This is a genomic window from Streptomyces sp. NPDC001219, assembly GCF_053597915.1.
The window spans coordinates 51,808-73,011 of record NZ_JBSFJF010000036.1; the positions used below are offsets into that span (position 1 = coordinate 51,808).

The 21,204-nt window shown below is 71.6% G+C and carries 18 protein-coding genes; 4 read left to right on the forward strand and 14 right to left on the reverse strand.

Features of this window, described 5'->3' with window-relative positions; genetic code table 11:
• Positions 1–9 precede the first annotated feature (9 nt).
• The 4 genes from ACWC9R_RS22665 to ureA form a co-directional block, all read right to left on the reverse strand.
• Positions 10–627, reverse strand: coding sequence for a TetR/AcrR family transcriptional regulator (locus ACWC9R_RS22665; RefSeq protein ID WP_393363336.1), 618 nt, complete (start codon positions 625–627; stop codon positions 10–12).
• Between the two features lie 35 nt (positions 628–662).
• Positions 663–1,703, reverse strand: a complete 1,041-nt coding sequence (locus ACWC9R_RS22670) for an agmatine deiminase family protein (protein ID WP_450733999.1) — start codon at positions 1,701–1,703, stop codon at positions 663–665.
• Between the two features lie 109 nt (positions 1,704–1,812).
• The gene (locus ACWC9R_RS22675) at positions 1,813–3,507 is read right to left on the reverse strand and encodes an urease subunit alpha (protein WP_450734001.1); all 1,695 of its coding nucleotides are present in this window, start codon (positions 3,505–3,507) and stop codon (positions 1,813–1,815) included.
• Positions 3,504–4,208, reverse strand: coding sequence for an urease subunit gamma (gene ureA, locus ACWC9R_RS22680; RefSeq protein WP_450734003.1), 705 nt, complete (start codon positions 4,206–4,208; stop codon positions 3,504–3,506). Before ureA ends, ACWC9R_RS22675 begins: the two co-directional genes overlap by 4 nt.
• 253 nt (positions 4,209–4,461) lie before the next feature.
• Between ureA and ACWC9R_RS22685 the strand changes: the two genes are divergently transcribed.
• On the forward strand, positions 4,462–5,928 hold the full coding sequence (locus ACWC9R_RS22685) for a cytosine permease (RefSeq protein WP_450734005.1): 1,467 nt from the start codon (positions 4,462–4,464) through the stop codon (positions 5,926–5,928).
• Between the two features lie 84 nt (positions 5,929–6,012).
• Here the strand turns inward: ACWC9R_RS22685 and ACWC9R_RS22690 are convergent, their stop codons facing one another.
• Positions 6,013–7,095 carry a branched-chain amino acid aminotransferase gene (locus ACWC9R_RS22690; RefSeq protein WP_450734007.1) on the reverse strand — a complete coding sequence of 361 codons (1,083 nt, stop codon included), beginning with the start codon at positions 7,093–7,095 and terminating at the stop codon, positions 6,013–6,015.
• A 359-nt stretch (positions 7,096–7,454) separates the two neighbouring features.
• Positions 7,455–8,495: a 3-isopropylmalate dehydrogenase gene (locus ACWC9R_RS22695; protein ID WP_450734009.1), complete on the reverse strand. Its 1,041-nt coding sequence runs from the start codon at positions 8,493–8,495 to the stop codon at positions 7,455–7,457.
• A gap of 129 nt (positions 8,496–8,624) precedes the next feature.
• On the opposite strand from ACWC9R_RS22695, the gene ACWC9R_RS22700 reads away from it, so the two are divergent.
• Positions 8,625–10,232: a fibronectin type III domain-containing protein gene (locus ACWC9R_RS22700; protein WP_450734011.1), complete on the forward strand. Its 1,608-nt coding sequence runs from the start codon at positions 8,625–8,627 to the stop codon at positions 10,230–10,232.
• A gap of 162 nt (positions 10,233–10,394) precedes the next feature.
• Here ACWC9R_RS22700 and ACWC9R_RS22705 read toward each other — a convergent pair whose 3' ends face one another.
• Positions 10,395–10,526: a hypothetical protein gene (locus tag ACWC9R_RS22705; protein WP_450734012.1), complete on the reverse strand. Its 132-nt coding sequence runs from the start codon at positions 10,524–10,526 to the stop codon at positions 10,395–10,397.
• 350 nt (positions 10,527–10,876) lie between these two features.
• Between ACWC9R_RS22705 and ACWC9R_RS22710 the strand changes: the two genes are divergently transcribed.
• A complete protein-coding gene (locus ACWC9R_RS22710) occupies positions 10,877–11,560 on the forward strand; it encodes a Uma2 family endonuclease (RefSeq protein ID WP_450734014.1) in 684 nt (227 codons plus the stop codon).
• Between the two features lie 68 nt (positions 11,561–11,628).
• Here the strand turns inward: ACWC9R_RS22710 and pruA are convergent, their stop codons facing one another.
• On the reverse strand, positions 11,629–13,260 hold the full coding sequence (pruA, locus tag ACWC9R_RS22715; RefSeq protein ID WP_450734015.1) for an L-glutamate gamma-semialdehyde dehydrogenase: 1,632 nt from the start codon (positions 13,258–13,260) through the stop codon (positions 11,629–11,631).
• A 163-nt stretch (positions 13,261–13,423) separates the two neighbouring features.
• The gene (locus tag ACWC9R_RS22720) at positions 13,424–14,350 is read right to left on the reverse strand and encodes a proline dehydrogenase family protein (protein WP_362610748.1); all 927 of its coding nucleotides are present in this window, start codon (positions 14,348–14,350) and stop codon (positions 13,424–13,426) included.
• A gap of 261 nt (positions 14,351–14,611) precedes the next feature.
• Here ACWC9R_RS22720 and ACWC9R_RS22725 point away from each other — a divergent pair, with 261 nt between their 5' ends.
• A complete protein-coding gene (locus tag ACWC9R_RS22725) occupies positions 14,612–15,952 on the forward strand; it encodes a PucR family transcriptional regulator (RefSeq protein WP_450734018.1) in 1,341 nt (446 codons plus the stop codon).
• Between the two features lie 100 nt (positions 15,953–16,052).
• Here the strand turns inward: ACWC9R_RS22725 and ACWC9R_RS22730 are convergent, their stop codons facing one another.
• From ACWC9R_RS22730 to ilvN, 5 genes are all read right to left on the reverse strand, one after another.
• Complete coding sequence (locus ACWC9R_RS22730; protein ID WP_450734019.1) at positions 16,053–16,652, reverse strand: TetR/AcrR family transcriptional regulator; 600 nt, start codon at positions 16,650–16,652, stop codon at positions 16,053–16,055.
• 90 nt (positions 16,653–16,742) lie between these two features.
• Positions 16,743–17,381, reverse strand: coding sequence for a PRC-barrel domain-containing protein (locus tag ACWC9R_RS22735; RefSeq protein ID WP_450734021.1), 639 nt, complete (start codon positions 17,379–17,381; stop codon positions 16,743–16,745).
• A 303-nt stretch (positions 17,382–17,684) separates the two neighbouring features.
• Positions 17,685–19,277 carry a phosphoglycerate dehydrogenase gene (gene serA, locus ACWC9R_RS22740; RefSeq protein ID WP_450734022.1) on the reverse strand — a complete coding sequence of 531 codons (1,593 nt, stop codon included), beginning with the start codon at positions 19,275–19,277 and terminating at the stop codon, positions 17,685–17,687.
• 292 nt (positions 19,278–19,569) lie between these two features.
• Entirely contained in the window at positions 19,570–20,568 is a 999-nt protein-coding gene (gene ilvC, locus ACWC9R_RS22745) for a ketol-acid reductoisomerase (RefSeq protein WP_362610761.1), read from the reverse strand.
• 102 nt (positions 20,569–20,670) lie between these two features.
• Positions 20,671–21,195, reverse strand: coding sequence for an acetolactate synthase small subunit (gene ilvN, locus ACWC9R_RS22750; RefSeq protein WP_127153167.1), 525 nt, complete (start codon positions 21,193–21,195; stop codon positions 20,671–20,673).
• Positions 21,196–21,204: the final 9 nt, after the last annotated feature.

Sequence of the window (21,204 nt, forward strand, 5' to 3'; positions counted from 1 at the left end):
CCGGCGAGGTCAGTTCGGCCGGACGGACAGCGTCTCGTCCAGGAACTCCCGTACGTGGCCGCGCACTTCCTCCCGGTCCGTGCCGGGGAGGCCGACGACGAGCTGGGAACCGAAGCCGTCGAGGAGGGCGCGGGTGCGGGTGGCGAGGCGTTCGGCGTCGACGGGGCGGAACTCGCCCTTCGAGACGCCCTCGACGAGCAGCGCCACCAGGTCGCGGTGCCAGGCCAGTTCGAGTTCCAGCTGGCGTTCGCGGGTCTCGTCGTCGGCGTTCTGGGAGCGGTTCCACACCTCCAGCCACAGGGTCCAGCGCGGGTCGCGGTGGCCTTCGGGGAGATAGAGGTCGACCAGTGCGTCGAGCCGTTCGCGGGCCGGGACGCGGCGGGAGAGGGCGGCCCGGCGCTCGGCGCCGAGCTGCTCCTCGCTCCACTGGAGGGTCTGCAGCAGCAGCTCGTCCTTCGTACCGAAGTAGTAGAGGATGTGGCCGCTGCTCATGCCGACCTCGCGGCCCAGTCCGGCCATGGTCAGCCGGTCCAGGCCCTCCGCGGCGATGGTGGCCATCGCCGCGGCCAGGACCTGCTCGCGGGGCTGGGTGAGCCGGCGCCGGGGACGGCGCGCGGGACCGGGCACGGGGACCTCCGGGTCGGCTGGGGCGGGTCTGCGGATCAGACCGCCGGCTGCTGCTGGGTGATGCAGTGGATACCGCCACCCGCTGCGAAGATCGTACGGGCGTCGACGAGGGTCACCGTCCGGTCGGGGAAGAGCCGGCGGAAGAGCGCGGCCGCCTCCTCGTCGCGCGGGTCGTCGAAGGCGCACAGCACCACGCCCTCGTTGCAGAGGTAGTGGTTGATGTAGGAGTGGTCGACCAGCTCGCCGTCCTCCTCGATGACGGTCGGGGCGGGCACCTCGATGACCTCCAGCTGCCGGCCCCTGGCGTCGGTGGCCGCGCCCAGCAGCTTGACGATCTCCTGGCAGATCGCGTGGTCGGGGTGCTCGGGGTCGGGCTGGGTGTGGACGAGCACGGTGCCGGGGCGGGCGAAGGCGGCGACGATGTCGACATGGCCGCGGGTGCCGAACTGTCCGTAGTCGGCGGTCAGGCCGCGCGGCAGCCAGATCGCCTTGGTGGTGCCGAGGTGGGCGTGGATCTCGGCCTCGGCCTCCTCCCGGGTGCGGCCGGGGTTGCGGCCCGGGTCGAGCTGGACGGTCTCGGTGAGCAGGACGGTGCCCTCGCCGTCGATGTGGAGGCCGCCGCCCTCGTTGACCAGGGGGCTCGCGTAGCGGCGGGCGCCGGCCAGCGCGCAGACCTGCTCGGCGATCTTCTCGTCGAGGTCCCAGCGGGCCCACTCCTGGGCGCCCCAGCCGTTGAACACCCAGTCGGTGGCGGCGAGCCGGCCGGCGCCGTCGGTGAGGAAGGTGGGGCCGATGTCGCGCATCCAGGCGTCGTTCAGCGGGCGCTCGACGACCTCGATGCCGGGGCCGAGCAGCGCACGGGCGCCCGCCGACTGGCCGGTGCCGGCGACGACGGTGACCGGCTCGAAGCGGCGGACCGCACGGGCGACGGCCGCCCAGGCGCGGCGGGCCTCGGCCAGCGTCTCGCCGCCCTCCTCGCCGAAGGTGAAGCTCGGTCCGGGCCAGGCCATCCAGGTGCGCTCGTGCCGGGCCCACTCCGGGGGCATACGGAAGCCGTCGGCGACAGGGGTGTTCATGCGGGGTCCTCAGGGTCTGTAGCGGTGTTACAGGCGGGGGTTCGCGCCGGCGGCCGGCCCACCAGGCCCGGCCGGCGGCGCGGGGAGGGGAAACGTCCGCAGGACGCGGTCACAGGAAGTAGAGCCGGGACAGGGACACGGTGTCGGCCGGTTCCGAGCGCATCGGTGCGCCGTCGAGGGTGACCAGTCCGCTGCTCCCGTCGACCTGCACCTGCCCGAGACGGGAGTTGCGGACGAGGTCGCCGGGGCCGATGCCCCGGGTGCCGCGGACGGCGACCCGGCGCCGGCGGGTGGGCATCCCGTCACCGCCCTGTTCGGCGGCGGCACGGGCGACGAAGGCGACGGAGATCTCGGCGGGCGTCGCGCCGTACGCCCCGAACTGCGGCCCCAGCACCAGGGGTTCGCAGGTGTCGGTGGCGGCGTTCGGGTCGCCGGTGACGCCGTAGGCGGGGAAGCCGGACTTCAGCACCAGCTGCGGCTTGGCGCCGAAGTACTGCGGCTTCCACAGCACGATGTCGGCCATCTTGCCGACCTCGATGGACCCGATCTCGTGCGAGAGCCCGTGGGCGATGGCGGGGTTGAGGGTGAGCTTGGCGACGTAGCGCAGCACGCGCGCGTTGTCGTCGTGGGCGCCGTCCCCTTCCATGGGGCCGAGTTCGGCCTTCATCTTGCCCGCCATCGCGAAGGTACGGCGTACGGTCTCGCCCGCGCGGCCCATGCCCTGGGCGTCGGAGGAGGTGATGCCGATCGCCCCGAGGTCGTGCAGCACGTCCTCGGCGCCCATCGTGCCGGCCCGGATGCGGTCGCGGGCCATGGCGGCGTCACCGGGCAGATCGGTCTTCAGGTCGTGGACCGAGACGATCATTCCGTAGTGCTCGGCGACCGCGTCCCGCCCGAAGGGGAGGGTGGGGTTGGTGGAGGAGCCGATGACGTTGGGGACCCCGGCCATCTTGAGGACGTTGGGGACATGGCCGCCGCCGCAGCCCTCGATGTGGAAGGCGTGGATGGTCCGGCCGTCCAGGACGCGCAGGGTGTCCTCGACGGTGAGGCACTCGTTGAGGCCGTCGCTGTGCAGGGCGACCTGGACGTCGTGGTCCTCGGCGACCCGCAGCGCGGTGTCCAGGGCGCGGGCGTGGGCGCCCATGTCCTCGTGCACCTTGAAGCCGCAGGCGCCGCCCTCGGCGAGCGCCTCGACCAGCGGGGCGTCGCCGGAGGAGGAACCGCGGCCGAGGAAGCCGATGTTGACCGGCCAGGCGTCGAAGGCGCCGAAGGCGTGCCCCAGCGCCCAGGGCGAGTTGACGCCGACGCCCCAGACCGGGCCGAACTCCTGGCCGATGATGGTGGTCACGCCGGAGGCCAGCGAGGCCTCCATGACGCGCGGTGTGAGCAGGTGGACATGGGTGTCGACGGCGCCCGCTGTGGCGATCATGCCCTCGCCGGAGACGATCGAGGTCCCGGTGCCGACGACGACGTCGACCCCGTCGAGGGTGTCGGGGTTGCCGGCCCGCCCGATGGCGTGGATGCGGCCCTCGCGGATGCCGATGGACACCTTGCGGATGCCCTGGACCGCGTCGATGACCAGGACGTTGCTGATCACCACGTCACAGGTCTCCCGGACCGCGGCGGCCTTGAGGTGCAGCCCGTCACGGGCGGTCTTGCCGAAGCCGGCCAGGAACTCGTCGCCGGGTTTCTGGGCGTCGGACTCGACCCGGACGACCAGGCCCGAGTCACCGAGGACGACCCGGTCGCCGGCCCGCGGGCCGTGCACCGACGCGTACTCGTGGGGGTCGATGCTGCCCGTCATGCCTTCTCCTCCGCTCCCAGGTAGCCGCAGGCGGCGGCCCGCCGCAGCGCTTCCGTCTTCGCGCCCGGCGCGTCCAGCGGGCCGTCGACGAGACCGGCGAAGCCGATCGCGATCCGGTCGCCGCCGACCGGGACCAGGCCCACCTCCTCGGCGCCGCCGGGGTCGAACCGCACCGACGAACCGGCCGGCACGCACAGCCGCATGCCGTAGGCGGCGGCGCGGTCGAAGTCCAGCCGGGGGTTGGCCTCGAAGAAGTGGAAGTGCGAGGTGACGCTGATGGGCACCGTCGCGGTGTTGCGCACGGTCAGCACCACCGCGGGTACCGGCTCCGCACCGGCCGGGCCGGGCAGTACCGCGCCGGGCGCGGGGGGCCGTTCGTCCCCGTCCGCCGGCGGGCCGGCGCCGATCGGGTCGGTGACCACCGCGAGCCGGGAGCCGTCGTCGAAGACGGCCTCCACATGCACCTCGGTGACGACCTCGGCCACGCCCGGCAGCACGTCGTCCGGGCCGAGCACGGCACGTGCCGCCTCGATGGCCTGAGCGAGGCGGCGCCCGTCCCGCGCCGCCTCGCAGACTGTGTCCGCGATCAACGCGGTCGCCTCGGGCACGTTCAGCCGCAGTCCGCGGGCCCGGCGCGTCCGCGCCAGCTCGGCCGCGCCGAACAGCAGCAGCCGGTCGCGTTCCGTCGGGGTCAGCCGCATCCCGTCACACCTCCAGCTCGATTAGAGCATCACTCTAACCACGAAAATCCTCAATGCGAAAGCATTGACCGGAGTCACAGGCGTGCGTCACATTGAGCGCTGCTCTAGAAAATGCGGTGAATCGACTGCCGCTCTAAACATCTCGTGAGGCGGCCCCGGCCGCGCCCGGCGCGCACCGCCCCCGGCGGGCAGCCCCGTACGGAGCGCCGCCGCGCCTCACCCGCCCGCCGCCCGGCCTCTCAGGGGAGCCCTCATGCCGATCGAACAACGCGGAGTCGACACCGTCCCGGACGAGGAACGCACCAGCGGCCCTCGCGACCTGGTCTCGATCCTGCTCGGATCGAACCTCGCACTCGGTGTGGTGATCTTCGGCTGGCTCCCGGTCTCCTTCGGGCTCGGCTTCTGGCCCTCGGTGACCTCCCTGGCGGCGGGCACCGCCGTCGGCACCCTGCTGACCGCCCCGCTCGCCCTGGTCTCGCTGCGCAGCGCCACCAACCTCTCCACCAGCAGCGGTGCCCACTTCGGCGTGCGCGGCCGGCTGATCGGCTCGGTCATCGGCCTGCTGCTGTCGCTGGGCTACACCGCGCTGACCCTGTGGGTGGGCGGCGACGCGGTGGTGGGCTGTCTGCACCGGCTGACCGGGCTGCCGCCGAACGGCACGGTGCACGCCCTGGTCTACGCCCTGCTGGCCGGTGGCACCGCCGTCGGCGCGGTCTACGGGTACCGGGTGCTGCTGCGGCTGAGCAAGGTGCTGGCCCTCGGGCTGACCGTGCTGCTGGCCGTCGGCGTCGTGGCCTACGCCGACACCTTCACCACCGCCGCGCCGCCCGGCAGCGCGTATCTGCTCGGCGGCTTCTGGCAGACCTGGCTGCTGGCCGCCGTCTCCGCGGGCCTGAGCGGCCCCATCGCCTTCATCACCCTGCTCGGCGACTACAGCCGCTACATCTCCCCGCACCGGCACAGCGCCCGGAAGGTCTTCGGCGCCACCTGCCTCGGCCTGCTGGCCGGCCTGCTGGTGCCGCAGCTCTTCGGCACGTTCACCGCGCTCGCGGTCGGTGCGGGAACGGACTACGCGGGCCCGCTGGTGGCCGGGGCGCCGCTCTGGTACCTGGCGCTGCTGCTGCTCAACGCCTCGGCCGGCTCCGTCGGCAACGCCGGGCTGATGCTCTACAGCATGGGCCTCGACCTGGACGCGATCCTGCCGCGCGCGACCCGCACCCAGGCCACCTACGTCGTCGCCGCGGGCGCGACCACGCTGGTCTACGCCGGCCACTTCCTGTGGGCGGCGCAGGACGCGATGACCTCGTTCGTGCTGCTGATGACCGCCGTCGGGACCCCCTGGGCGGTGATCACCGTGATCGGCTTCGTCCGCTGCCGCGGCGCCTACGACCCGGAGTCGCTCCAGGTCTACAACCGCGGCACCCGCGGGGGCCGCTACTGGTACCGGGCGGGCTGGCACGTCCGGGCGACGCTGGCCTGGGTGCTGGGCTCGCTGGTCGGCCTGACGGGCGTGGACACCCCGCTCTACCGGGGGCCGCTGCTGCCGCTGACCGGCGGTGTCGACCTCAGCTTCCTGCTCGCGGCGGCCGTGGGCGGGCTCGCGTATCTGGCCCTCACCGTCCGGGACCCGCACCCGGTCGCGGCGCCGCGCGCCCGGCCGTCCGCTCCCCCGGCCCCGGCTCCTGCCCCGGCGGCGGAAGCCCCCGCGGAGGCCGGCTGAACCGGCCCGGACCCGGACGGGGCCGCCCCCACCCGCTCAAGGGGGCGGCCCCGTCCGGGTCCGGGCACACGGCCGTCGGCGGGCTCAGCCCAGCTCGTGCATCCAGCCGTGCCGGTCCTCGGCGACACCCCGCTGGATGTCGAGGAGCGCCTCGCGCAGCTTCAGCGTGACCTTGCCGGGCTCGCCGTCGGACTGGGTCCACTCGCCGCCCGCGCTCTTGACCGTGCCGACCGGGGTGATCACGGCGGCCGTGCCACAGGCGAAGACCTCGGTGAGGGTGCCGTCCGCGGTGTCGGCCTTCCACTGGTCGATGGAGACCCGGGCCTCCTCCGACTCGTAGCCCAGGTCGCGGGCCACGGACAGCAGGGAGTCACGGGTGACCCCGGCGAGCAGCGAGCCGGTCAGCGTGGGCGTGACGATCTTGTCGCCGTAGACGAAGTAGAGGTTCATCCCGCCGAGCTCCTCGACCCACTTGTGCTCCACGGCGTCGAGGTAGGCGACCTGGTCGCAGCCCTGCTCGGCGGCCTCGGCCTGCGCGAGCAGCGAGGCGGCGTAGTTGCCGCCGGTCTTGGCGTCGCCCATACCGCCGGGGACGGCCCGCACGCGGTTCTCGGACAGCCAGATGGAGACCGGCTTGACGCCGCCGGCGAAGTACGCGCCGGCCGGCGAGGCGATGACGACGAAGAGGTACTCGTTGGCGGGCTTCACGCCCAGGCCGACCTCGGTCGCGATCATGAACGGGCGCAGGTAGAGCGACTCCTCGCCGCCGTGTGCGGGCACCCAGTCCTTGTCCTGCTGGACGAGCAGGTCACAGGCCTCGATGAAGGTCTCGACGGGCAGCTCCGGCATGGCCAGCCGGCGGGCGGAGGCCTGGAAGCGCCGGGCGTTGGCGTCCGGGCGGAAGGTGGCGACGGAGCCGTCGGGCCGGCGGTACGCCTTGAGGCCCTCGAAGATCTCCTGGGCGTAGTGCAGGACGTTGGTCGCCGGGTCGAGGGAGAGCGGGCCGTACGGCACGAGCTGCCCGTCGTGCCAGCCGCGGCCCTCCGTCCACCTGATCGTCACCATGTGGTCGGTGAAGTGGCGGCCGAAGCCGGGGGCGGCCAGGATCTGCTCCCGCTCCGCGTCGGACAGCGGGTGCGAGGAGGGCTTGAGCTCGATCGTCGTCATGGATGTGTGTCCTTCACTGCGTGTGCGATACCTGGGGGTACCTCCCAGCGTCGGCTGGGGAGCGCCCCCCGGCCCAGCCCTCCGGCCGGGGCAAGGGGTCGGGCCCCCACCGTGCGGCAAGGGTGCGGTTGTGGCGGCCGCGCTCATGAGGCTCCTGAACGTACCGGCCGTTACTGGGACGTCCGAGTTTCCTCACGGGCAACGATGCCACGTCCGATTATCGCCCGTGGGCCCGCGCCGCCGGAACCGCGTACGCGGTCCGGGTCCGATGGTCGCACCCGGCCGGGCCGGGCCCACGTGAACAGCGCCGGGCCCTGGAAGGCCCGGCGCTGTCCATGGTGCGTGTCTGCGCGAGGGCCTCAGCCCGCTACGCGTGCGGCGAGCGCGTCGCCGATCTCGTCCGTGCTGCGTGCCGAGCCGTCCCGGGCCTCCAGGTCGGCGGCCACCGCCTCCTCGATGCGGGCGGCCTGCGGCGCGTAGCCGAGGTGGTTCAGGAGCAGGGCCACGGAGAGGATCGTCGCCGTGGGGTCGGCCTTGCCGGTGCCCGCGATGTCCGGCGCGGAGCCGTGCACCGGCTCGAACATCGAGGGGAAGTCGCCGGTCGGGTTGATGTTCCCGGAGGCGGCCAGGCCGATACCACCGGTGACGGCCGCGGCGAGGTCGGTGAGGATGTCGCCGAAGAGGTTGTCGGTGACGATCACGTCGAACCGCTCGGGCTGGGTGACGAAGAAGATCGTCGCGGCGTCGACGTGCAGGTAGTCGGTGGTGACCTCGGGGTACTCCTGGCCGACCTTGTCGAAGATGTTCTTCCACATGTGGCCCGCGTACACCAGCACGTTGTTCTTGTGCACCAGCGTCAGCTTCTTGCGGGGGCGGGCGTTGGCCCGCTCGTACGCGTCGCGGACCACCCGCTCCACGCCGTAGGCGGTGTTGAGGCTGACCTCGGTGGCGACCTCGGCGGGGGTGCCGGTGCGCAGCGAGCCGCCGTTGCCGGTGTACGGCCCCTCGGTGCCCTCGCGGACGACCACGAAGTCGATGTCCGGGCGGCCGGCGAGCGGCGTGCTCGTGTTCGGGAAGAGCTTCGACGGGCGCAGGTTCACGAAGTGGTCGAAGGCGAAGCGGAGCTTGAGCAGCAGACCGCGCTCCAGCACACCCGACGGTACGGACGGGTCGCCGATCGCACCGAGCAGGATCGCGTCGTGCCGCTTGAGCGACTCCAGCTCCGCGTCGGGCAGCGTCTCACCGGTCGCATGCCATCGCCGGGCGCCCAGGTCGTACTCCTGGGTTTCCAGCTTGACGTCCTGCGGGAGGACCGCGGTCAGGACCTTCAGGCCCTGGGCCACGACCTCCTGGCCGATACCGTCACCGGGGATCACTGCGAGGCGAATGCTGCGAGACATGTCTGGACCCTACGCCGCGTCCCAGTGATTGACACGTAACGTCCGCCATACGGACACATGGGGAGCCGGTCAGCTCCCGTTCACCCGCTGTCCCCACAGCTGTCGGATCACGCTGCGAAATTCGGCGGCATGACTGGAACATCCCGTGGGGCCGCCCCCCTGCCCTCGCACACCCCCCGCGTCGGCATCCCGGAGCAGCTGGCGGCCCGGATGAGCATGCCGGAACAGCATGACTACCTCCGTACGAAGCTGAGCCGCAGAGGCCTGCTGCGCACCTCGGCGGCCACCGCGGGAGTGGTGGCGGGCTCCGGGCTGCTGTCCGGTTCGGCCCAGGCCGCCTCGCCCACCCTGCTGTCCTCGCCCGCCACGACCGCCGTCGACGGTGCGCTGGTCGCCCCGTTCGGCCGCCACCTGGCCTTCGGCGCCGACCCGAAGAGCCAGATGCGGGTGAGCTGGCAGGCGCCGTTCGCGGTCAAGCGGCCGTATCTGCGGGTGGGTATCGAGCCGTGGGACCTGGGGCGGAAGATCGAGGCCGAGGTCCGCCCGCTGCACACCCCGTCGCTGTCCGCGAAGCTGCCGGCCGTGCAGCAGTACTACCTGCACGCCGCGCTCGACGGGCTGCGCCCGGGAACCACGTACTACTACGGCGTCGGCCACGACGGCTTCGACCCGGCCGACCCGCGCCACTTCTCCACCGTCGGCACCTTCCGCACCGCCCCGGCCCGCCCCGAGCCGTTCGTCTTCACCGCCTTCGGCGACCAGGGCGTGAGCTACCACGCCCTCGCCAACGACCAGTTGATCCTGGGGCAGAACCCGTCCTTCCACCTGCACGCCGGCGACATCTGCTACGCGGACACCGACGGCGACGGCTCCGAGCACGACGCCTACGACGCCCGGGTCTGGGACCAGTTCCTCGCGCAGACCGAGTCGGTGGCCAAGTCCGTGCCGTGGATGGTGACCACCGGCAACCACGACATGGAGGCCTGGTACTCCCCCAACGGCTACGGCGGCCAGAACGCCCGCTGGACGCTGCCCGGCAACGGCCCGGACGCCGAACACGCCCCCGGCGTCTACTCGTTCACCTACGGCAACACCGCCGTCGTTGCCCTGGACGCCAACGACATCTCCTACGAGATCCCCGCCAACCAGGGCTACACCGACGGCCGGCAGACCCGCTGGCTCGACCGCCGGCTGGCCGAGCTGCGCGCCACCGACGGCATCGACTTCCTCGTGGTGTTCTTCCACCACTGCGCCTTCTCCACCACCAACTCGCACGCCTCCGACGGCGCGGTGCGTGACGCGTGGCTGCCGCTGTTCGAGAAGCACCAGGTGGACCTGGTCGTCAACGGCCACAACCACGTCTACGAGCGGACCGACGCCCTCAAGGGCGGGCGGGTCGCCAAGAAGATGCCGATCGGCGCGCGCGTGGACTCCACCCGCGAGGGCATCGTGTACGTGACCGCGGGCGGCGCGGGCCGGGCCCTCTACGACTTCCCCGTGCCGGACAGCTACGAGGGCCACGTCAAGGACCTCGACCACGTGGACACCTACCACTGGTCCAAGGGCCAGAAGAAGACCAAGGAGACCGTGGAGTGGTCCCGGGTCCGCTACACCGGCTACTCCTTCATCGCCGTCGAGGTCACCCCGGGCCGCCATCCGCGGATGAAGGTCACCGCCCTCGCCGAGTCCGGCGAGCGCATCGACCACTTCGAGGTGACCCGCTCACCCGCGGAATGATCAGCGCCCACCTGTAGGGGCACCCGGAATCCGGGTGCCCCTACAGGGAACGCTCAGGAGAGAAAGAGCCACCGGGCCACGGACAGCCGGATGCGCCAGCAGCAGCGGCAGGGCATGGACGCCGGCCGCGACAGCATCGACCCGGGTCGTGCGCGCACTATCTCAGTGCCCGGTGGAGCCGCCGTTGTCACGGCGGTCGAGGGCACGCTGGAGGGCGGCCGCGGCGTTCCTGCGGTCGGTGTCGCCGTTCGTACGGGCGGAGTGACGGGTCCTGCGGACGGCAGTCTCAGCCATGATTCACGTCTCCTATGCCAGAGCCCCGAGAAAATGGGATGCGTCGATCCAGAAGCGGCCGGAAAACGCGGGGGCCTCGGCACGGCAGGGGTCACCTGCGCTTGCGCACCGGGCCACATCCGCAATCGCTCGATGGAGCGTTACGTTCGGCTCCTACAACGCTAGGACAGCTCGGCCGTGATGTCTGCACAATTACTTGGGCTTCCTACTATCTGAGACGGCGAGCGTGCGCTCGAACGAGTGATCCCCGGATATTTGCTGGTCATGGCCGTCCTGGCGCTCCCTAGCGTGGCGGTGTCGCTTGTGCCACGAGGCCGAGCCCGCCCACACTTAGGAGGAGGTGCTGCACCATGACCGCGCTCGCGCAGGAGGCGCCCGTGACGATGTCGGAGATCACGACACCGGAGGACACGACCCCCGGACCCGAGCTGGACGAGGTCCTGTGGCAGGCATGGAAAGCCATGGAACTCCCCGAGGGCTTCCACGCCGAGATCATCGAGGGGTCCATCGAGGTGTCGCCCACCGGTCGCCACAGCCACAGCCGCATCAGCTTTCAACTGCGCCGACAACTGACGCAGTACCTCGACAAGCAGTCGAGTGCCTATGCCGTTACCAATGACACGAACATCATCCACGGCCGTAAGGTCTGGATTCCAGACCTCATCATCGCCCTCGAAGACGCCATCACCGCCTTCGCAGACGACGCCGAATACGTGGCCGAAGACGGGATCGGCCTTGACGTCGGCTGCGTAGCACTCGTCGCCGAGGTGGTCTCGCCCGGTCATGACTGCAAGCAGCGCGACCGCGTCCGCAAGCGCCGCGCCTACGCCCGTGCCGGAATCCCCGTCTATATCCTCATCGACGACTACGACGGCATGGGCACCGTCACCGTTCTCTCCTCTCCGAGCCCCGGCGAAGCCACCTATGCCCAGAGTCACCGCGCGCGGTACGGAATCGACGTCGTCATCCCCGACGGCCCCGCCAAGGGCTTCACCATCGGCGAGGCCATCACCGGCCCTCCGCGCAAAGCCTGAGAGCACGCCGAGGGCCCGGCGCCCCCGGGGAGAGGGGTGCCGGGCCGTCGGCGTGCGGCCGTCGGACGTCAGCCCATGTGCGGGTAGCGGTAGTCCGTCGGCGGGACCAGCGTCTCCTTGATGGAGCGGGTGGAGGTCCAGCGCATCAGGTTCTGCTTGGCGCCGGCCTTGTCGTTGGTGCCGGACGCGCGGCCGCCGCCGAAGGGCTGCTGGCCGACGACGGCGCCGGTCGGCTTGTCGTTGATGTAGAAGTTGCCGGCCGCGAAGCGCAGCAGCTCGCAGGTGCGGGCCGCCTCGGCACGGTCCTGGGCGATGACGCAACCGGTCAGGCCGTAGGCCGAGGCCGACTCCATCTGGGTGAGCATGGTGTCGTAGTCGGCGTCGTCGTAGACGTAGACGCCGAGGATCGGGCCGAAGTACTCGTCCTTGAAGATCTCGTTCTCCGGGTCGGTGGAGACCAGGACCGTCGGGCGGACGAAGTAGCCCTCGCTGTCGTCGTACGTACCGCCGGCCACGACCTCGACGGTCGGGTCGGCCTTGGCGCGGTCGATCGCCGCCTTGTTCTTGGCGAACGAGCGCTCGTCGATGACGGCGGACATGAAGTTCGACAGGTCCGAGACGTCGCCCATGGACAGGGCGTCGACCTCGGCGGCGAACTCCTCCTTGAGGCCGGAGTTCCACAGCGACGCCGGGACGTAGGCGCGGGAGGCCGCGGAGCACTTCTGGCCCTGGAACTCGAAGGCGCCACGGGTCATGGCGGTCTTCAGCACGGCGCGGTCGGCCGAGGGGTGGGCGACGATGAAGTCCTTGCCGCCGGTCTCGCCGACCAGTCGCGGGTAGGTCTTGTAGTTCTCGATGTTGTTGCCGACCGTCTTCCACAGGTACTGGAAGGTCTTGGTCGAGCCGGTGAAGTGGATGCCCGCGAGGTCCGGGTGGGTCAGCGCGACCTCGGAGACGTCCTTGCCGTCGCCGGTGACGAGGTTGATGACGCCCTTGGGCAGCCCGGCCTCCTCCAGCAGCTGCATCAGCAGCACGGCGGCGTAGGTCTGCGTCGGGGACGGCTTCCAGACCACGGTGTTGCCCATGAGGGCGGGCGCGGTCGGGAGGTTGCCGGCGATCGCGGTGAAGTTGAACGGCGTGATCGCGTAGACGAAGCCTTCGAGGGGGCGGTGGTCCGAGCGGTTCCAGACGCCCGGGGAGTTCGCCGGGGGCTGCTCGGCGAGGATCTGGCGCGCGAAGTGCACGTTGAAGCGCCAGAAGTCGATGAGCTCACAGGGGGTGTCGATCTCGGCCTGCTGGGCGGTCTTGGACTGGCCGAGCATGGTGGCGGCGGCCATCGTCTCGCGCCAGGGGCCGGAGAGCAGGTCGGCGGCCTTGAGGATGATCGCGGCGCGGTCGTCGAAGGACAGCGCGCGCCAGGCGGGGGCGGCGGCCAGCGCGGCGTCGACCGCGTCCTGGCCGTCCTTGACCGTGGCGTTGGCGTACGTGCCGAGACGGGCGGAGTGGTTGTGCGGCTGCACGACGTCGAAGCGCTCGCCGCCGCCCATCCGCTGTTCGCCGCCGATGGTCATGGGCAGCTCGATCGGGTTGCCGGCCAGCTCCTTGAGCTTGGCCTCCAGGCGGGAACGCTCCGGGCTGCCGGGGGCGTAGGTGTGGACCGGCTCGTTCACCGGCACGGGGACCTGGGTCACAGCGTCCATAGCGGCCGTGTCTCCTTCGATTTCGCTCGTCGGTTTTCGTACGTCGGTGGTGCGGCCGCGGCCGCTTCGGGTGGGCGGCCGCGGGCGGCGCCGCACGGAGATGTCTCCCCCGGCTTCCAGCATCCACCCGCGCCCGCCCCGGCGGGGCGATCAGGCGCGAAGATCAGCCGCGGGTCGCCAGCGACCGCAGGAAGAACCCGAGGTTCGCGGGGCGCTCGGCCAGTCGGCGCATGAAGTAGCCGTACCAGTCGGTGCCGTAGGGGATGTACACCCGCATCCGGTGCCCTTCGGCGACCAGCCGCTGCTGCTCGGCCTCACGGATGCCGTACAGCATCTGGAATTCGTAGTCGGCCGGCTTGCGGCCGTTGCGGTGCGCCAGCTCCTGGCCGATGGCCACCATCCGCGGGTCGTGCGACCCGATCATGGGGTAGCCCTCCCCCGCCATGAGGATCTTCAGGCACCGCACATAGGCCTTGTCGACCTCCCGCTTGTCCTGGAAGGCGACGGTCGCGGGCTCCTTGTACGCGCCCTTGACCAGCCGCACCCGGGAGCCTTCCCCGGCGAGCGCATGGCAGTCGTCCTCGGTACGGAAGAGGTAGGACTGGACCACCGCGCCCGTCTGGGGAAAGCGTTCCCGCAGGTCGGCGAGGATCGCGAGGGTGGAGTCGACCGTGGTGTGGTCCTCCATGTCGAGGGTCACGGTCGTCCCGGCCTCGGCGGCGGCCTCGACCACCGGAGTGACGTTCTTCAGGGCCAGTTCATGGCCGCCGGACAGCGCCTGCCCGAAGGCGGACAGCTTGACCGACATCTCGGCCTTGACGCCGAGTCCGTGCTCCTTGAGAGCCGCGGCCAGCTGCAGGTAGGCGTCACGGTTGCGCAGCGCCTCGGCCGGGTCGGTGATGTCCTCGCCGAGGTGGTCGAGGGTGACCTCCAGGCCGCGGGCGGCCAGCGACCGGACGGCCGCCATGGACTCGTCCAGGCGCTCGCCGGCGACGAACCGGTTCACCACCGGCCGGGTGACCGGGGCGGCGGCGACGATCCGGCGGATGCTGTCGCTGCGCGCTGCGGCCAGAAGCACGGGACCCAGCATGGGCACCTCCACGATTCAGGGTGACAAGTACCGGGCGGACACCGGGCGGGCGAACGCGTCGGCAATATTGAGCCACCTGAAACTTAAGGATCGCGCCACTTCCCGGCCATCGACAGCTGTCACGCCTTCGTGGTCGGGATCTCAGACAGATGTATGAGAATGGGGGTGAGGTGACCGTGCCAGTGGTGCCAGTGGGGTGAGAGGTGTCCGAGTCACCGGCGGTGCCGGTGGTGTGACGACAGGAGAGGGGCCGGACGGCCGATGCGGGGCGACTACCAGCAGCTCGTGGACGAGATCTCGGCGGCGCTCGGCGCACCGGCGACGCTGGAGGACCGGGATTTCGGGCTGATCGCGTTCGGCGCGCACGAGGGCGACGACGACGAGGTGATGGACCCGGTCCGCACCCGCTCGATCCTGCAGCGCCGCTCCTCGGCGGCGGTACGGGCCTGGTTCGAGGCCTTCGGGATCGCCCGCGCCAAGATCCCGCTGCGCATTCCGCCCGACCCGGCCGCCGGGGTCTTCCGGGGCCGCATCTGTCTGCCCGTACGCCATCGGGGTGTCGTACACGGCTATGTCTGGCTGCTGGACGACGGGCATCTGACCGATCTCGAACTGGGCGGCCGGGGCGCGCCGCCCGACCCGCGGATCGCGCAGGCGATGGAGACCGCCGCCCGGATCGGCGCACTCCTGGCCGACGAGGCCCGCGCCGGCTCCGAACTCGCCGATCTGCTGCGGGAGTTGCTGGTCGCACAGCCCGACGGCCGGCCGGCCGCGGCGGCCGCAATGCGGGACGCGCTGCGGGACAGTCTGCGCTTCACCCCGGGCACCCCGCTCACCCTCGTCGCGGTGCTGCCCTGGGACACCTCGGACACCGACGCGGCACCGCTGCCGAGCCTCCCTGGCCTGCTCGCGGCCTGTGCGCTGCCGGCGGGCGGCCCGGCGGACGGACCGGCCACGGGGACGGACGAGCCGGAGCCCGCCCCGGGACGCGACGGCCGCACCGGGCCCGCCGCCCGCCCGCAGCCCCTACCCGCCCTGGCCGCGCTGGTCCGCCTGCGCTCGTCCGGCGCGTCCGGCCCGGCCCACGCGGTGGCCGAGCATCTGCTGCGCTCCCCGCGCGCGGGCACCGCGGCGGCCGAGGCGCCGCGCGGCGGCCGGAAGGGCGCCGACTCCGGGCCACTCCCGCCGCTCCGGCCCGGTGCCGCCGGAATCGGCGCCGGGACAAGGGAGTTGACCGATCTCCCGGCCACCTGGCGGGAGGCGCTGGCCGCGGCCCGCGCGGCGCACGCCGAGCCCCGGCTGGGCCCGATCACCCAGTGGGACGCCATCGGCGCGTACCGCATGCTGACCGCCCTGCCGGGTACCGCCCCCGACCCGGCCATCGGCCCGCTGCTGGCCCCCGCGCACGCGGAACTCGCCCGCACCGCCGAGGTGTTCCTCGACTGCGCGGGCCAGGCGAGCCGTACCGCACAGGCCCTGGGCATCCACCGGCAGACGCTCTACTACCGCCTCGGCCGGGTGGAGAAGCTCACCGGCCTCGACCTGGCCGACGGCGAGCACCGGCTGCTGCTGCACATGGCCCTCAAGGCGGCGCGGCTGTGAACGCCTGAGAGAGCCGCGGCCGCGCGGGGCGACCTCCGGCGCCGCCCGGCAGATCGGCGGCGTCCTCGGCACCGCCGCGCCGACCTGCCCCGGACCTACGTCACCCCTTCTTCCCCAGCACCTCGCCCGCGGTGACCCGGCGCAGCGCGGTCGCCAGATCCTGGCCGGAGGGCATGGTGTCCGGGGTGAGCAGCGACTGGACCATCAGGCCGGTGAGCAGTGCCTGGTAGAAGGAGCCGACGACGCGTGCGGACTCCGCGTCGACCTCGGTGTCCGGCACCCCTTCGAAGACCGCGACGAGGCCCTCGCCGCCCTCCGGGAGCACCTCGCCGATCGCCTCGCGCAGGGCCGCGTCGCGCGGCAGCAGCCCCAGCACCTCGACCTGTGCGGCGATGAACTCCCGCTCCGTGGCGATCCGTTGCAGGAACAGGTCCCAGACCTCGGCGAACCGCTCCAGCGGGTCGGCGTCGCCCGGCCGCGGCTCGCCGGCGGGCGGCATCTGGGCCACGCCGGCTCCCCACTCCTCGCTGGACGCGATGATCGCCTGGCGCATCAGGGCGTCCTTGGAGCCGTAGTGGTAGCCGATGGAGGCGAGGTTGGCGCCGGACGCGGCCACGATGTCGCGGGCGGTGGTGCGCGCGTATCCCTTCTCCAGGAGGCAGCGCTTGGCGCCCTCCAGGAGATCTTCACGGTGTCCCATGAAGGCAGCCTATCGCCACACATACGCTCGTACCAGACGCCCGTTTTAGACGTACGTATAGCGAGTGGGCGTCCGGCCGCCCGGCTCCGGTCACCGCGGCCGGTCCGGCCCCTCGCGCCCGCCCGTGCCGTCGCCGAAGCCCCGCTCCCCCTCGCGCTGACGGTCCCGGCCCTCGTGCTCCCCTGGTCCGGTCTCGGGCAGCTGCTCCTTGCCGCGCACGGTGTCGCCGTCCCCCGGTCCGGCCCGGGTACCTGATCCCGCGCCCGCCATCGGCCCCTCGACCAGCTTGTTGCGCTCGCCGCCCGTGGGCGGGGGCGCGGTGTCCTCCGCCGCCCGGGGGCCGGGACGGGACGCGGGTCCGCCCCGGTCGGCGGCGTCCGGGGCGGCGGAGCCCGGGTCGGGGGTGCCCGGCCGGGTCATCCCGTAATGGCGGTACAGCTCGGCCTCCTCGGAGGGGTCGAGATGGCCGTCGGCGTCGATCCGCGGCGCGTCCTTGATGGTGGCCTTGGCGTGCGGAACATGCAGTTCGTCGCCGGTCCGCCGGGCGCCGGCGAGCGGGATGAAGGTCTCCTTCATGCCGAACAGCCCGGTGCGCACCGTGATCCACTCGGGCTCGTTGGTGGCATCGTCCCGGTAGACCTGCTGGACCCGGCCCACCTTCGCGCCGTCCGCATCGACCACATGCAGGCCGGTGAGGCTCTGCGGGGCGTCCCCCAGGGGTGCATTCATGGCGTCGCTCTCCTTCCGCACGCACCGGCGGGGGCACGCGCAGTTCCCATTGCGCGACGCGAACATCTCCCCAGCGAGTCGGGAGGACCCGCATCCGGCGGCTCCGGCGGCCCCACGACGCCGCCGACGGCGCCAGCGGCCTCACCCCCGAATAGGCCATTCGGGTGAACGCGGGACGGGGTACGACCTCGCCGCACACCGGCTCGCGGACCGCGAGCGCGCCCGTACGATGCGGGCACGCGAACGGGCCCGGCCCCCGCACGAAGCGGAGGCCGGGCCCGTTGACCTGCGAAGACCTGGCGGTCAGTCGCCGAGGTTCACCGCGCGCACCGAGGTCGCGCCGATCTCCTCGGCGATCTCGCTGAGCACGTTCGGCGGAATGGTGTCGTCGACGGTCAGCGCGACCAGCGCCTCCCCGCCGACGTCGGCCCGCGAGACCTGCATGTTGCCGATGTTGATGCCCGCCTCGCCCAGGATCTTGCCGACGGTGCCGACGACACCGGGGCGGTCGCTGTAGCGCAGGAACGCCATGTGGTCGGCGAGCGCCAGGTCGATCGAGTGCTCACCGACCGCGACGATCTTCTGGATGTTCTTGTGGCCGGCCAGCGTGCCGGAGATCGACACCTCGTCGCCGCCCGCGAGGGTGCCGCGCACGGTCACCACGTTGCGGTGCTCGGGCGACTCGCTGCTGGTCGTCAGCCGCACCTCGACACCACGCTCCTGCGCGAACAGCGGGGCGTTGACGTACGACACCGTCTCGTCGACGACGTCCTCGAAGACGCCCTTGAGCGCGGAGAGCTCCAGCACCTTGACGTCGTGCTGGGTGATCTCGCCGTAGACCTCGACGTCCAGCCGCATGGCGACCTCGCCGGCCAGCGCGGTGAAGATCCGGCCCAGGCGCTCGGCCAGCGGCAGGCCCGGCTTGACGTCCTCGGCGATCACTCCGCCCTGGACGTTGACCGCGTCCGGCACCAGCTCGCCGGCCAGCGCCAGCCGCACCGACTTGGCGACCGCGATACCGGCCTTCTCCTGCGCCTCACCCGTCGACGCACCGAGGTGCGGGGTGGCGACGACCTGGTCGAACTCGAAGAGCGGGGAGTCGGTGCAGGGCTCGACGGCGTAGACGTCCAGGCCCGCGCCGGCCACCCGGCCCTCCTTCAGCGCGTCGGCCAGCGCCGCCTCGTCGACGATCCCGCCACGCGCGGCGTTGACGATCCGGACCGACGGCTTGACCTTGTGCAGCGCGTCGTGCCCGATGAGGCCGACGGTCTCCGGCGTCTTGGGGAGGTGGACGGTGATGAAGTCCGCGACCTCCAGCAGCTCGTCGAGGGTCAGCAGCTTGACGCCCATCTGCGCGGCACGGGCCGGCTGGACGTAGGGGTCGTAGGCGACGACCTTCATGCCGAACGCCGACATCCGCTGGGCGACCAGGACACCGATCCGGCCGAGGCCGACGACACCGAGGGTCTTCTCGCTCAGCTCGACGCCGGTGTACTTGCTGCGCTTCCACTCGCCGTTCTTCAGGGCGGTGTTGGCCTGCGGGATGTTGCGCGCGGTGGCGACCAGCAGACCGCAGGCCAGCTCGGCGGCGGTGACGATGTTGGAGGTCGGGGCGTTCACGACCATCACGCCGGCCTTGGTGGCGGCGGAGACGTCGACGTTGTCCAGGCCCACGCCCGCGCGGGCGACGACCCTCAGCTTCTTCGCGGCGGCGATGGCCTCCGCGTCGATCTTCGTCGCGCTGCGCACGAGGACGGCGTCGACGTCGGCGATCGCGGGCAGCAGCTCGGCGCGGTCCGCGCCGTTGCAGTGCCGGATCTCGAAGTCCGGGCCGAGGGCGTCGACCGTGGCGGGCGACAGCTCTTCGGCGATCAGTACGACAGGTTTCGAGCTCACGTGGTCTTCAGTCCTCATCTAGTCCGATGGGGGTACCTCCCACGCCCTTCAGGCAGTGGCGGGAGGACGGCCGTCCCGACGGCCGCAGGCGGTGAAGGGGAATGCCGCGTGGAAGACGCACGACGCTGTGAGCCTGACGCGCTTGTGCTTGGCAGTCTAGTGGTGGTGCGGGGCGCGTCCTCTGCCGTAACGGAAGGATCACCCGTGCGGGGTTCTACGCGGCGGACAAGGCGCCGCGGGGCGCCATGGACGAGGGGGCCGCGGCACCTGCCGCGACCCCCTGTCCCCGGGCTCACGCCTCGTCGTCCACCCAGCTCATCAGCTTGCGGAGCTTCTTGCCCGTGGTCTCGAGCAGGTGGTCCTCGTCGGCCTTCTTGTACTCGTTGTACTTCGGCAGACCGGCGTTGTACTCGGCGATCCAGGTGTTGGCGAAGGTGCCGTCCTGGATCTCGGCGAGCACCTTCTTCATCTCGGCCTTGGTGTTCTCGTTGATGATCCGCGGGCCGGTGATGTAGTCGCCCCACTCGGCGGTCTCGGAGACCGACCAGCGCATCTTCTCCAGGCCGCCCTCGTACATCAGGTCCACGATGAGCTTCAGCTCGTGGAGGCACTCGAAGTACGCGATCTCGGGCTGGTAGCCCGCCTCGACCAGGGTCTCGAAGCCGGCCTTGACCAGCGCCGAGGCACCGCCGCAGAGCACGGCCTGCTCACCGAACAGGTCGGTCTCGGTCTCCTCGGTGAAGGTGGTCTTGATGACGCCGGCGCGGGTGCCGCCGATGCCCTTGGCGTAGGAGAGGGCCAGCTCGAACGCCTTGCCCGAGGCGTCCTGCTCGACGCCCGCGATGCACGGGACGCCGCGGCCCTCCTCGTACTGGCGGCGGACCAGGTGGCCCGGGCCCTTGGGGGCGACCAGCGCGACGTCCACGTTGGACGGCGGCTTGATGAAGCCGTAGCGGATGTTCAGGCCGTGGCCGAAGAACAGCGCGTCACCGTCCTTCAGGTGGTCCTTGATGGACTCCTCGTAGACCTTGGCCTGGATCGGGTCCGGCACCAGGATCATGATGACGTCGGCCTCGGCGGCCGCCTCGGCGGGCGTCACCACGCGCAGACCCTGCTCCTCGGCCTTGGCCTTGGACTTGGAGCCCTCGTGCAGACCGACCCGCACATCGACGCCCGAGTCACGCAGCGACAGCGCGTGGGCGTGGCCCTGGCTGCCGTAGCCGATGACCGCGACCTTGCGGTTCTGGATGATGGACAGGTCGGCATCGTCGTCGTAGAACAGCTCGGCCACTTCGGGTATCTCCTTGGATCTAGCGGGTGCCCACACAGTACGTCGGGCGGGGCGGGGAAGGGCGGTGGGTCTCGCCATGCGGTCCGGTCGGACCGGGGGCGGTCAGGCCGTACGGTCCAGCGCGCGCAGCGAGCGGTCGGTGATGGACCGGGCGCCACGGCCTATGGCGATGGTTCCGGACTGCACCAGTTCCTTGATGCCGTACGGCTCCAGCATCTTGAGCATGGCCTCCAGCTTTTCACTCGACCCGGTGGCCTCGATGGTGACGGCCTCGGGCGAGACGTCCACGGTCTTGGCGCGGAAGAGCTGGACGATCTCGACGATCTGCGAGCGGGTCTCGTTGTCGGCGCGGACCTTCACCAGGACCAGCTCGCGCTGGATGGCGGCGCCGGGCTCCAGCTCGACGATCTTCAGGACGTTGACGAGCTTGTTGAGCTGCTTGGTGACCTGCTCCAGCGGCAGCGACTCGACGCTGACCACGATGGTGATGCGGGAGATGTCGGGGTGCTCGGTGACCCCGACCGCGAGGGAGTCGATGTTGAAGCCGCGGCGGGAGAACAGGGCGGCGATCCGGGCGAGGATGCCGGGGGTGTTCTCCACCAGGACGGAGAGGGTGTGCTTGGACATGGGTCTTCT